Source organism: Clostridium rhizosphaerae (assembly GCF_016765585.1).
GTDB classification, from domain to species: domain Bacteria; phylum Bacillota; class Clostridia; order Clostridiales; family Clostridiaceae; genus Clostridium_AT; species Clostridium_AT rhizosphaerae.
In genome coordinates, this window is the sequence record NZ_JAESWC010000018.1 from 272607 (window position 1) to 284821 (window position 12215).

A 12215-nucleotide genomic window follows, 5' to 3' on the forward strand; every position below is an offset into this window, starting at 1 on the left:
CCTTTAAGAACACACGTTCTATTGTATATCAGAATTCCTTCCAAATCAATAGGCAACAGCCTTTTTAAAAGCTATTGCCTATAAACTATTTTGTATTAAATTCTTTAATATACATATCGTAAAGAGTTTGTGCTTCCTTTATACCTATTCTTCCTTCAGTTAAATTTCGGTAAAGAAGATAAAAATAAGTATTAAGCTCTGAATTTACTCCTCTAGTTTCCTTAACCTTCGACTTTACCATTTCTATAAATATTGTTTTGTTTTCTAAGGTTTCTTTTTCGACAAGGTCTACTAGATTATGTATTTTCTCTTTAATTATATAATCTGTGCAATCAATTTCTATATTTTTTAATTCAGCATAAACTTTTTCAATTATCTTTAGTGTATAACTTTCAGCTTCTATATTACTCATAATATCACCCATCCCTAATATTGTATTGCTAAACTAATTATAACTTATCTAATATTATAATACGCCTGGTATTTTATATTAGAGGGGGTACTATAAAAAGTTATTTTTTATAAACCACTCCTCCAGTAGCTTGGTTTGTTGGAGTTATAGTTACTTCACAAATTTGTACATGCTCTGGCACTGAAGCAGTATATAAAACTACATCTGCAATATCATCAGCCTCAAGCGCTTTAATTCCCTCATAAACTTTAGATGCCTTTTGTTCATCTCCATGAAATCTTATTACGCTAAAATTAGTTTCTACCATACCAGGCTGAATATTGGTAACTTTAATCGGAGTATCAACTACATCCATCCTTAGACCATCACTTATAAATTTAACTGCTACTTTTGTAGCACAATAAACAGCTCCACCTGGATATGCATGAATTCCAGCTAATGATCCTATATTTATTACATGCCCCTTTTGATTAATAACCATCATTGGAACTATTTTTCTAGTTAAGTATAAAAGGCCTTTTATATTGGTATCTATCATAATATCAAAGTCATCCAAGTCCCCTTCTTGAACCTTATCGAGTCCTAAAGCAAGACCTGCATTATTTATAAGTATATCAATGTTTTTTAATTCTGTTGGAATATTGTCAATAACCTCATCTACAGATTTTCTATCTCTAACATCTAACTCATATGTATAAACTTTTGCTCCATATTCCTCTTCTAATTGTAACTTTAAAATATTGAGTTTATCTATACTTCTTGAGCAAAGCAAAAGTACAGCGCCTTCCTTTGCAAATCTTTTAGCCATTGCTTCACCCAGCCCGCTGCTTGCTCCGCTTATAAAAATTATTTTATCTTTTACCACATTAAGCACCTCTAATTTCCAAAATATAAAATACAATAACTATTATAACATACCATACTATTATTATAATACTTTAACATAAAATGGTACACTTAATATCAAAAAAACTGAGATGCTTTTAAAGCCTCTCAGTTTTTAGTTCTTTAAAATAATCCTCCAGTTTGCTTGGACCAGCCAGTACTTCTCTTCCTATATACATTGTCCCATCATCTCTTGTTTTAATTTGCCACTTAACAAGAATTATATTTCCCTCTGATATTTCAATTGCTGTAATACATCTTGGGTGAACTGAACTTCCATCATTAAAATATGGCAGTTCTCCTACCTCAGGAAACATAGGCCTATGTGTATGTCCAGCAATTAAAATATGTTTCTTCTTTTTAACCCATTCTATCAGTCTTTTCTCAACTGCCTCTTTTTTATCATAATTTTTTGCAGCACTTGTTGGATCATTTACCCCCCAGGATTCTAATGGTTTCCAAAGGAACCTAACTAATAGTCGAGCCAAACGCCACATCTTATCATTAAGCCAGTCACTTTGATGACCATGTACTAGAAGTATTTTATCATTGGTTATCTTATGCCTTAAGACTAATCCTTCGTGAATTTTTATATTTTCAAACAATGGGATTAACTTTTTCTCACGCTCATCAAAATAGGAATACATATTATTTTTTACAAACTTAGCATTATTCTTCACTATGTCATGATTTCCATACATAATATAAAGTCTCTTTTCCTTAAAAAACTTAGATAAGAGCCAAAATACATTACTGTGTATTCTTACTATATCAGATAGACTTTTGTATTTCCAAAGTTCATCTCCATCTCCAATTTCAATATAAGTGTAATTTTTATTATAATAGTGAGTTAAAGCGGAAAAATAAAGATTTTGATTTTTAGAAAAATCATCAGTCCAACTTCCGTCTCCTCTATGACAATCACTCATTAACACTATTTTTGAGGAATCATCAAAAGGAATTTGTTCTGCCGTTTCAAAGATATAATTCAATCGTTCAAACGTATCCATCTATGCCCCCATAAATAAATTCAAGCTCTTATAATAATATATTCTAGTGCTGATTTATAAATACACTTTATTCCTTATCAATAATTTGTTAACTAATTTCTCGCAAAAATATTTTATTATATATGATCTTTAATATTCTCATAAGCTTCAAATATCTTTTTAGCTTTACCCATACCTATTATTTTTTCATAAAGCTCTGGCGCTTGTACATTTATCGCATTCATTTTATCTATAAAATTATCATATGGTCCAGTAATCTCTTTATACGCATCGCACATAAGCTTATTCTTTATTTGTATAATCCTGTCTGTTTCTTTGCTTCTTGTAATAGGTTGTGGTGTACGAGGCTTATCAAACTTTAATTTCACAGTAGTATCTTCTACTGAAATTTCACTTTGCTTATACCCTGCTTCCTCGAGTCCTCCAACGAAGGCATTACACATATTATCATCCTTTAAAGTAATACTCAAATCCATTGTTAATTCACCCGGTTCTGAAAACTCACCTAATTTAAAGCCTGTAAGCCACCAGTGTTTATCATCTCTTTTAAAAAACTCGTTATTATTCTTGTACAATTTAAAAGACATTTGAAGAAGTTCATCATCACTTGCAGAATGATAAAAAGTACCATTGAAAACCCCTGGGATATTTAAGTCTGATCCTTTTGTTGTATATACTCCTATTTCGCAGCCGCTTGTTAAGTCATATTGTCCCTTCCAAAATTCAATAAGCCACTTTTTACCTTCGTATTCAAAATAAATTGGTTCACAATCAGCAATCATTCCTGTTGGTGCTGCCATTTCATCATAAAGTCTGCAATATCCCATCTTTCTTTGCCATGCATCAAGAATAGAGTAAAATATGTCTTGTACTTTATCATAGGCATATCCAGCAGACTCAATTATTTTATCCAGCGATTCATCGCCTGTCCCCTTTTTAGTTCTATTTTTAATAACCTTTGATATCCATTTAGGAACACTTTGATACACTTTGTAAAATATTGCTCCTGTAATTATTAAAGGAATTGGATTAGTTACGTATATCACTCCAAGAATAGGAAACATTATACCACCTCCATTAAATATTTTTGTATATAATATTCCTTATAACCCTATTTGGTTAATAATTAGTCATACAAAAAACGAAAACAGCCAGCATGTCTAAGTGCCAACTGTTTATAAATAAGGGGGTTATTTATTTTCATATAACTATTTTAAACAATCTTTATGAAAATATTATGTACACAATAAATATTATCTGTTAATTTCATTTTAATAAAATGTTAAGTTAAAATTTCAATAATCTCTTTCCTATAGTTCTGCCGTTTTTTGAACTTTCACAGATACTATTATAAAAAATTGATACTATAACAAATATTATAAGCAGCATGCTGCCCTTTTGTGTTATAGAATACCCTGACAGTCCCAATAAAAAATTAAATACATAAAGCAAAATAAATGATATAATTCCAACAAAAGCATTGTCTATTATTACTGCAGCGAAACTTTTTATAAAAGAAACCTTAGTATTAGCAATTTCCACTTTTGCTTCATCTATCTCTTCTGTTTCATTAATACTTTGCTCCAAAGACTCTTCATTTGTAATCTGATCATCCAACATATTTTTTTCTTCAATATTATTATCGTCCATTTTTGTCCTCCTATTTTATCAGTTAATATTTATAAAATCTCTTATTAACTATTATGCATTAGTAAATAGTTTATGTAAATACAAAGATATATAAATATTTAAATATATGAACATATAAATATAAGAATAAAAGAATACGTAGTATCCACTTACAAATTAAATAAGAAGATAGAACTTATCATTTTACTCCACACCCTTTAATGCTTCTACCATGTTCAAACTGATCGTATATCAGTTCTCCAATATTAGCATCGTTAGGAGCCCGTATAAGACTATCACCTGCACCGTATTCTATATACGCATTTTCAAATGAAATGAATACCATTATTTTTTCCTCCGTGATCTAATAATGCTTTTTGGGATATTATATTCCAAAAAACAATGATAAAATAACAGTAAAGGACATCTGCAATTTAGCTGGAGAAAACTTTGATAAAGGATTGCGACAATAAAAAATCCGACCAAGGTAAAAGGCTCACCTCAGCCGGTGTATCTTTTTATATAATCAATTTCACACTCGGTTTCTATGCCATCTAGTGATAATTTCTTACTGCTCCGCAATACTTCCTTGCTATCCATGAAAATACCCAGTTCTTGAGGAAACTGCAACATAGGGTACCTCAGAACCATTATAGTCAATATATGCCTGGTACATATCGCCACCCAAAAATTCTAACCTAGTAACTTTTTTGCCATAAGTATTATATAAATCTTTTTCAAATATTTCCTTCCAATTATTAGGAATAGATGCATTCATCGTCATATATTTAGCAAAGCTCTCTAAATCCTGTCCATTACCTCCACCAGCTTTATATTTTTTGTATAAACTCACAATATCAACACTATTTAGGAAGGTTTTACTCCATTGCAGTTTTCCTGCTTCTGGCTTATCCCCTTGACCATTAATAATATATTCCTTAACCTTTTCAGAAATATTTTGTTCCGAAACTTCTATTTTGGAATTACTTCCAGAGTTTTGAGTTGTTATCTTACTTGATTGACTATTAGTCATCTTTTTTACAGTTAAAACAAAATTTATCGGTCTCTCATATTCCTGCGCATTGCCTTCAAAAATATAAGTTCCTATCTTTCCGGTATCTATAGAAGAAATATTCCAATTAATATTAGCTACAGTATCCACATTATTAATTTTAACAGTTGCAGTCTCCGGAAGCTTAAAATATTCATCTTGATTAACGGAGCCCTTGAGGTTCACAACCTGAAACTTTTTCTTTATAGCTTCTAGCTGCTCCTTCATATTATCAGTATCAACTTTATTTTCAATAGCTAACTTGATAACATAAAAAGCATCATCCAATCTTCCTGCCTTAATGTAGCTGTCCTTTATTTCAAGGTAGATTTTTTTATTACCTTTATCAATTGAAATTGCATTTTCATATATAGTTCTAGCTTCCTGATATTTCCCGTCAGACAAATACTTGTCACCTTCTTTTATCTTTTCGCTAATTTCATTTTCTTCAGCTTTTGCCTGCTGACTCATATTATTTGAGAGCACAATTTGTTTGTCTTTTGTGCTACAGGCAGTGAAGGTAGAAATACATAAAAGTAATGACAAAACTAACACTATAATTTTTTTAAAATAAGAACCTCTCATAAAATTGTCTCCCTTCATATCTTATGTTTAAATATTAGCATGTAGTTGTTAACAAGTTTCATCAATTTGTTGCCAATTTGTTACCAAAGGAAGGTATTTTTACCTTAGTCTTAATTATCTCCCCATTCTCCAAATTTATCACTCCACCATGCTCTTTTACAATCTCGCTGCAAATATAAAGACCCAGCCCTCTGCTTTGTTCCTCCTCGCCTCCTCTCATCTTTACGAAAGGATCAAAGATATTTTTAAAGATTTCATGCGGTATAGGTTCAGCCTTATTATCCACTTCAATGTTATAATTGCCTTCTGACATATAAGCTTTTACGAAAATAAATTCACCGTTAACCGAGTACTTTATGGCATTATCAATAATATTAATAATTACCTGTCTTATTCTATCAGTTTGCCCAAAAATATACCCAGCTTCAATATTTCTATTAATTGTCATGGAATACTTTCTCGCTTTAATATTCATATCGTCGCATATTTCATTCAACAGCTTGTTCATATCAATGGGACTCTTTTCCTCTTCCAGTGAAGAAATCCCTTTCGCTACACTAATAAGTTCTAAAACAAGCTTATGCAGTCTTTCACTTTCCTGATATATTCTTTCATTGGCTCTTTTTCTAAATTCCTCGTCCTCTACAATACCTTCCATCAACATTTCAGCATAACCCGAAATTGCAGTAAGAGGGGTTTTAAGCTCATGGGTAACATTGTTGAAAAAGCTTCTTCTTCCTTTTTCAAGCTTTTCAACCTTTTCCTTCTCAAGCTTGATAGTTTGAATCTGATCATTGATTTTATCCTTCATATTAATAAATTCTTTTGACAATATGCCTATTTCATCTTTACCTTTTACTTTCAGCTGAACATCATAATTACCTTGGCTAACTTGCTTAACTGCTTTGGTAAGAATCGTTATAGGCCTGGTTATTTTGGAGGTTATAAAAAGAGTTAAAATAAAAATAAAAAGGAAAAGCAATAACTCGCCCAAAGTAATAAATTGAATTGTTTTCTTATAGGTAATATATGAATCACTATAACTTTTATCTAAAGCAATAATGCCCACATAATTGCTGTTTATATATACGGGGAAAACTAGTATACCACGAGCATCGCTGCCTCTGTATTTTAAATCGACAACAGCCTGCCCTTTCTCAGCCTTTTTTATATTGTCAAAGGTTATTTCTTCTGACGAACTATTTTTCTCACTATAAATAAGGGTGCCTTTCATATCCAGAAGCTCGCATTTACATTCGTTATTTAAGACTACATATTTAGCTATATATGAAGCATCATGTTTAAAACCATCTGTATCTGAAAAGGAAGAACTAATTGCCAGTCTATATTTTACATACTCTCGCGTACTTCTCATTATTTCTTCAAGAGATGTTTTAATACTGCTTTCCATATTTGATATCAGCACCTGTCTTATAAAAATATTTAAAAGCAGAGAAAAAATCACCAATATTATAGTAAGTCCTAACATGAATTTTACTTTTATCTTCATTGCTCTACCTCATAACGTATCCAACGCCAAAGACAGTCTCTATAATGGAATTTGTCTCATCATTATCTAACTTGCTTCTCAGTCTTCTTATATGAACATCTACAGTTCGCAGTTCGCCATCATACTCCATATCCCAAACCTTATCCAAAAGTTCCTCTCTTGAGAATACTCTGTTTCTGTTTTTTGCAAGAAACTCCAGTAAGTCGTATTCCTTAGGCTTAAGCCTGACTTCTTCATCATCTTTTAAAACAACCCGACTTTCAGTATTTATCTTGATAAATCTATTCAGTAGTAAAATATTTCCTTCATGGGAAGAGCTATATTTTTCTACTCTTCTTACAGCTACTTTTACTCTGGTCAAAACTTCCTTTATATGAAAGGGCTTGGTTATATAATCATCGGCACCTAATTCCAAACCAAGAATTTTATCAACAATATCATTTCTCGCCGTCAACATAATTACAGGTATAGAATAATTTGCATTAATGAATTTGCAAAGCTCAAAGCCATCTTCATCAGGCAGGTTTATATCAAGCATAGCTAAATTCGGCTTAAAGCATGATAGGAATGCCTTTGCCTCAGTGGACGAAAAGGCACTCCTTACCTCATATCCTTCTACCCTTAAGGCTGATGATAGAATATCGTTAATTGAAACTTCATCTTCCACTACTAAAACTTTTACTCCCATTTCCATCCCCATCCCTGTAAAATAAAATATTTTTTTCACTTCATTATGTATTTTAAGATCTTATCCATTCCATCTCTAAAAACTTTACCAATCTTCTCCATTATATCATACCCATATGGTTCTTTTAACTCACACTTTTACGCAATGAAATCTATTACCTCTATTTAAACCTTCTAAAATTTCTTCTGGAACTTCCCTGACCTTGATGTCCTCACCTAGGAAAAGCAGCCAATTTATCATTTCTGTCAATTCTTCGTAACTTTTAACATTGATAAAAGTCCTTAGAACGGCTGTGGATAGGTAAGGATTCGTATATGAAATTGAAACCTTTAACGGATGGTATTTTCTGTACTGAGCAATGGCTTTTGGGCCAAGTTCAAGTACAAGATTGATTGCTTCTTCCTGCTTACTTAGTTTTTCTAAAATCTTTTGCTCACTTAATCTCCTTTCGGCCGAGTAAAGCTTGACGTCGCTTAGATGGTCCACAGGAAAAATCTGCTTCTTTTCTTCCTTTAAGTCAAAGCCTTCAATCAGCCAGAGGCCTTTTTCATGATAAAGATGCAAGAGATATATTGAGTAAGAGTTTATTACCTTACCTTCTTTGATGGAAATCAATAAATATCTATCTAAAATAATAATTTGAATGAGCTTTTCCAATATGGGGTGAGGGAGATCAGAAAGATTAAGTATGTCTGGGTTATGTGGATTAGTCCCCTCAAAAAGCAATATTTGATTTAGAAGAACAAGGTCATCTTGCTGAGTTTCTGAGATTAGTCCTAATAATTTTTCAGCTATAGACTGACGACTCTTTAGATAAGGGAGTTGTTGATTTCTTGTTGCCATAAAGGCAATGAAAAGAGCTTTAACCTCATTATCGGTAAAGCGAACAACGGGCAGAACAGAGTTTTTCATGACAAAATACCCCCCATCCCTTCCAACTTCAGCATCAAGCGGCATCCCCATAGCCTCAATATCTCTGATATCTCTAATAGCTGTTGAACGAGAGATGTTAAATTCTCGCATAATTTCAGAAATTGTAAAGTGGGCGCGGTTGTTGATATACCTCATGATTGTATTAATCCGTTCAACTTTTTTCATAGTGCCTCCTAAATAGTATCATTATCTGACATGATTTATGGGTATTATAAACCTATCAAGTGAAAACGACAAGTCATTTGATTAATTTAAAAAAGAGGAAGGTTTTAATATGGCAGATTATACACTAGAAGAAAAAGATGGCTTTACCGTTTTAGGTTTTGGAACTGAGCTCAAGAGTAATTACACTGACTTTGCTGGTTTGAGCAAAGAAAAATATGACTTTTGGCAAGCAATCAGCCAAGATGGAAGACTTAATACTCTAAAAGCTATGGCCACAAACAGCTACGTATTTGCCGTAAACGAAGCGGTGAATAACAGGATGTTGCATTATGCAGGTGTCATGACAGAAGCATCAGCACCAGAAGATGCTAGAGTTATCCAATTCCCTAAGGGCAACTACCTGGTTGTTAAAGGAGAAGGAAAGACGTCTGATGAATTGAATAAAAACCTTTCTGCCATTGCCTTTGGTCAAGTCTTGCCACAAGCAAAGAATTTTGCCTATGTTGGTGGTCCAAATGCAACAGTGGAGATGGGAAGTCAAAATGGTTTAATTTACGGTGAAATTTGGATTCCTGTTGTTAGGAAATAAAGAGATAAAATGGACTTTAACAGATAATTTACGTGCGGAAACTGAGTAGTATAAACTACTCAGTTTCCGACTAAAAGGAGGAATAGAAATGTCTTATATTGTTGATTTTAAAAATGTGTCTACAGTTGGTTTAGAGTCATCACCTGTAGTAGAAGCTCTTGCTGGCTTACGAGCAAATGAAGCCCGTTACTTTATGAATAAATACAAGCATGAATTTACGGTTGTACCAGCTAGCGAAAGCCAGGACACCCTTGATTATGTGAATGAAATTTTAAAAAAAGAACGTAATATTGAGTTTGCAGCCAAACCACTAGAAACCTCTCGTTTTCAAGTGGAAAATATCAAGTTTGCCTATGTATTTTATGAAGATGGTCTTGCGATTAACGTTATGTATACTGTTGATGACCCTAAAAAGCGGGCAGTTGGTTTTAAACTTTCCGAGGGGATGGAGATACCAAAGGAACTAGAAGAAAAGTTTAAGTTTGCTAGGCAGAAGTCTAAGTTAGCTGGAACAATTAGAGGCTCGTTTTTTGTAATTAAAGGAGAATATTAAAGTAATCAAGAGCACAAGTTGGGCAATTCAGCCCCTATAGAAGATATATTCTTCAAACCTAATTTAATGAACACCATAGGATGTCCTAATAGAATTCAGCTTGAAGCTTGGCTTAAGTCAAAGGGAGTCTCTAATATTCGATATATGGAATTTAATAATCTAAATTCAATTATTGAGGGTGTAGTGGCTGATCTTGGCGCATCTTTAGTTCCTCAATCGTCCATTGAAGAATATGAAAAAGCAGGTCTTATAAAATCATTTGAAATACCTAGTAAGTACAATGTAACAAAAACCTTTTTCATAAGGCGAAAGGATTCCTTACTGACTAGTTCTCTTTCAAAATTTATTGAGATGGTTGAACTTAATACACCCTACAAAAGGATTTAAACTTAAGTACACTTACTGCCCAATGCATAGCAGTTGTGTTTATTGCAAATCTTGATATAGGTCTTGTAATCATTAAATATTTATATATAAATTCTTAAATTCTTTTGTTCTTATCTATTTATCTAGAAATCTAGTTGTATAGCTGATGCAATAATTCTATTAATGTCACTTGGTTCATTCACTTTATTATTAAATTTATGAATGATAAAAGGGCGGAACTTTGCAGCCTTCCACCCTTTTGATATGTTTAGATAATTATTTTACTTAATTTCACAATGGTTTCTGTGTGTGTTGTGATAGAAAAATGATAGTAATACGCAGAAATATTTCGGACTATACAGGGGGTCTTTTTTACATAAGAGGTCTAGAGTTATACCATTCGCATTTCAAAGCAACATACCCCACTTTAAGAGCTTTATTCTTCAGTGTATAATAACAATAAATACTTGCAAATTTCACAACATTATTTTACTCGGTTTAGTTAATATAAGCTTATCTTTTGATTAGATTTTCAAATTGTTTATATCTTCTATAATCTGATTCTTTGCATTCTACGAATATCAATGCTCCATTAACATTATATTGAATTGATTTGATAGAGGCATTGTATTTAAAATATGAAAGTATATTGCCTTTGTCATATGGAATTAACAGCTCGCAGCAAATATGGTTTGGAAAAGCTCTTTTTCGAATTTCATTTACTAACTCATCCATTCCAATCTTATTTTTAGCAGAAATATATATACAGCCTTTTTCATCTTTCTTGATTTCATCTTTTACTAAATCTACTTTATTATAGGCATAAATAGTAGGTATATTTTCCGCACCTAATCCTTTTAGCGTATTTTTGACAACTTCAATATGCTGTTTATAATTAGGGTTAGAGTAATCAACTACATGAACTAACATATCAGCTTCAATAATTTCCTCCAAAGTTGAGCGGAATGCTTTAATAAGTTGATTAGGTAGTTTACTGATAAATCCTACTGTATCGCTTAACAAAAATGATTTATTATCAAGCAGCTTTATTCTTCTTACGTAAGTTTCTAAAGTGGCGAATAGCATATCCTTTTCAAGTACCTTTTTATCGACTGAAGAACTGTACAAATCAATCATAGTATTCATAATGCTTGACTTACCTGCGTTTGTATATCCTACCAAAACGATCACTGGTATTCCTGACTTTTTACGCTGTTTCCTTTGGTTCTTTCTCTGAGCTACAATTGCTTCCAATTCCACGTGCAGTGCACTGATTCTACCCTTAATCTTTCTATGATCCAATTCAAACTTAGTTTCCCCTGAACCCCTAGTAATAAACTTTGGACCGCCCGACTGGTAACCTAAGTGTTCTCCAAAATCAATTAATCTCGGCAGCAGATATTGTAATTTCGCTATTTCTACCTGCAGCTGTGCTTCCTTTGTTTTAGCTCTCTTAGCAAAAATGTCTAAAATTAGAACCGTTCTGTCTATTACATTACATTTTAAGTCTTTTTGAAGATTACGAATTTGTGAAGGGGATAGCTCATCATTAAAAATAACCATATCCAAATCATTCTCATTAACTAATGAAATTACTTCTTGAACTTTTCCACTTCCAATATAATGTGAGGAATACACCCGTTGTAATTTTTGAGTGATTTCGCCAACCACCTCAATATCACATGCATCAGCTAATTTTGATAACTCCTTCATCATACTTAAAAATTCCTTATCATTATTGATGTTACAGCCCACAATTACTGCTCTTTGTTTTAGTTTCATACAGTTTCCTCCGTTCGTTGCTACATTGCTTTAGACATGCAAAATAGGGGGAGAACA

General features: G+C 32.4%; 14 protein-coding genes. 3 read left to right on the forward strand and 11 right to left on the reverse strand.

Going from position 1 to position 12215, the window contains the following annotated elements:
- Positions 1 to 85: 85 nt before the first annotated feature.
- The 10 genes from JK636_RS20135 to JK636_RS20180 form a co-directional block, all read right to left on the reverse strand.
- Positions 86 to 412 carry a hypothetical protein gene (locus tag JK636_RS20135; RefSeq protein WP_202750777.1) on the reverse strand — a complete coding sequence of 109 codons (327 nt, stop codon included), beginning with the start codon at positions 410 to 412 and terminating at the stop codon, positions 86 to 88.
- Positions 413 to 512: 100 nt separating this feature from the next.
- Complete coding sequence (locus tag JK636_RS20140) at positions 513 to 1277, reverse strand: SDR family NAD(P)-dependent oxidoreductase (RefSeq protein ID WP_207751784.1); 765 nt, start codon at positions 1275 to 1277, stop codon at positions 513 to 515.
- Between the two features lie 118 nt (positions 1278 to 1395).
- On the reverse strand, positions 1396 to 2307 hold the full coding sequence (locus JK636_RS20145) for a metallophosphoesterase (RefSeq protein WP_202750778.1): 912 nt from the start codon (positions 2305 to 2307) through the stop codon (positions 1396 to 1398).
- A 116-nt stretch (positions 2308 to 2423) separates the two neighbouring features.
- Positions 2424 to 3371 (reverse strand): DUF4474 domain-containing protein, encoded by a 948-nt coding sequence (locus JK636_RS20150; protein ID WP_202750779.1) that lies wholly within the window; start codon positions 3369 to 3371, stop codon positions 2424 to 2426.
- Between the two features lie 223 nt (positions 3372 to 3594).
- On the reverse strand, positions 3595 to 3957 hold the full coding sequence (locus JK636_RS20155) for an RDD family protein (protein ID WP_202750780.1): 363 nt from the start codon (positions 3955 to 3957) through the stop codon (positions 3595 to 3597).
- Between the two features lie 178 nt (positions 3958 to 4135).
- The gene (locus JK636_RS20160) at positions 4136 to 4282 is read right to left on the reverse strand and encodes a hypothetical protein (RefSeq protein WP_202750781.1); all 147 of its coding nucleotides are present in this window, start codon (positions 4280 to 4282) and stop codon (positions 4136 to 4138) included.
- Positions 4283 to 4528: 246 nt separating this feature from the next.
- A complete protein-coding gene (locus JK636_RS20165; protein ID WP_202750782.1) occupies positions 4529 to 5572 on the reverse strand; it encodes an Ig-like domain-containing protein in 1044 nt (347 codons plus the stop codon).
- 61 nt (positions 5573 to 5633) lie between these two features.
- The gene (locus tag JK636_RS20170) at positions 5634 to 7082 is read right to left on the reverse strand and encodes a HAMP domain-containing sensor histidine kinase (RefSeq protein WP_202750783.1); all 1449 of its coding nucleotides are present in this window, start codon (positions 7080 to 7082) and stop codon (positions 5634 to 5636) included.
- Positions 7083 to 7086: 4 nt separating this feature from the next.
- A complete protein-coding gene (locus tag JK636_RS20175) occupies positions 7087 to 7770 on the reverse strand; it encodes a response regulator transcription factor (protein WP_202750784.1) in 684 nt (227 codons plus the stop codon).
- Between the two features lie 129 nt (positions 7771 to 7899).
- Positions 7900 to 8868, reverse strand: a complete 969-nt coding sequence (locus JK636_RS20180; RefSeq protein ID WP_202750785.1) for a helix-turn-helix transcriptional regulator — start codon at positions 8866 to 8868, stop codon at positions 7900 to 7902.
- 109 nt (positions 8869 to 8977) lie between these two features.
- On the opposite strand from JK636_RS20180, the gene JK636_RS20185 reads away from it, so the two are divergent.
- The 3 genes from JK636_RS20185 to JK636_RS20195 all read left to right on the forward strand — a co-directional run bounded on the left by JK636_RS20185 (position 8978) and on the right by JK636_RS20195 (position 10397).
- Positions 8978 to 9457: a GyrI-like domain-containing protein gene (locus JK636_RS20185; RefSeq protein ID WP_202750786.1), complete on the forward strand. Its 480-nt coding sequence runs from the start codon at positions 8978 to 8980 to the stop codon at positions 9455 to 9457.
- A gap of 88 nt (positions 9458 to 9545) precedes the next feature.
- Positions 9546 to 10010: a phage tail protein gene (locus JK636_RS20190; RefSeq protein ID WP_202750787.1), complete on the forward strand. Its 465-nt coding sequence runs from the start codon at positions 9546 to 9548 to the stop codon at positions 10008 to 10010.
- 18 nt (positions 10011 to 10028) lie between these two features.
- Positions 10029 to 10397 (forward strand): LysR substrate-binding domain-containing protein, encoded by a 369-nt coding sequence (locus JK636_RS20195; protein ID WP_202750788.1) that lies wholly within the window; start codon positions 10029 to 10031, stop codon positions 10395 to 10397.
- A 492-nt stretch (positions 10398 to 10889) separates the two neighbouring features.
- Here JK636_RS20195 and hflX read toward each other — a convergent pair whose 3' ends face one another.
- A complete protein-coding gene (gene hflX / locus JK636_RS20200; protein ID WP_202750789.1) occupies positions 10890 to 12158 on the reverse strand; it encodes a GTPase HflX in 1269 nt (422 codons plus the stop codon).
- Positions 12159 to 12215 lie beyond the last annotated feature (57 nt).

Coding starts and splice junctions, on each gene's coding strand:
- JK636_RS20150 (WP_202750779.1), bottom strand. CDS start 3,371: ATGTTTCCTATTCTTGGAGTGATATACGTAACTAATCCAATTCCTTTA.
- JK636_RS20165 (WP_202750782.1), bottom strand. CDS start 5,572: ATGAGAGGTTCTTATTTTAAAAAAATTATAGTGTTAGTTTTGTCATTA.
- JK636_RS20160 (WP_202750781.1), bottom strand. CDS start 4,282: ATGGTATTCATTTCATTTGAAAATGCGTATATAGAATACGGTGCAGGT.
- JK636_RS20135 (WP_202750777.1), bottom strand. CDS start 412: ATGAGTAATATAGAAGCTGAAAGTTATACACTAAAGATAATTGAAAAA.
- JK636_RS20170 (WP_202750783.1), bottom strand. CDS start 7,082: ATGAAGATAAAAGTAAAATTCATGTTAGGACTTACTATAATATTGGTG.
- JK636_RS20155 (WP_202750780.1), bottom strand. CDS start 3,957: ATGGACGATAATAATATTGAAGAAAAAAATATGTTGGATGATCAGATT.
- JK636_RS20145 (WP_202750778.1), bottom strand. CDS start 2,307: ATGGATACGTTTGAACGATTGAATTATATCTTTGAAACGGCAGAACAA.
- JK636_RS20185 (WP_202750786.1), top strand. CDS start 8,978: ATGGCAGATTATACACTAGAAGAAAAAGATGGCTTTACCGTTTTAGGT.
- hflX (WP_202750789.1), bottom strand. CDS start 12,158: ATGAAACTAAAACAAAGAGCAGTAATTGTGGGCTGTAACATCAATAAT.
- JK636_RS20175 (WP_202750784.1), bottom strand. CDS start 7,770: ATGGGAGTAAAAGTTTTAGTAGTGGAAGATGAAGTTTCAATTAACGAT.
- JK636_RS20190 (WP_202750787.1), top strand. CDS start 9,546: ATGTCTTATATTGTTGATTTTAAAAATGTGTCTACAGTTGGTTTAGAG.
- JK636_RS20180 (WP_202750785.1), bottom strand. CDS start 8,868: ATGAAAAAAGTTGAACGGATTAATACAATCATGAGGTATATCAACAAC.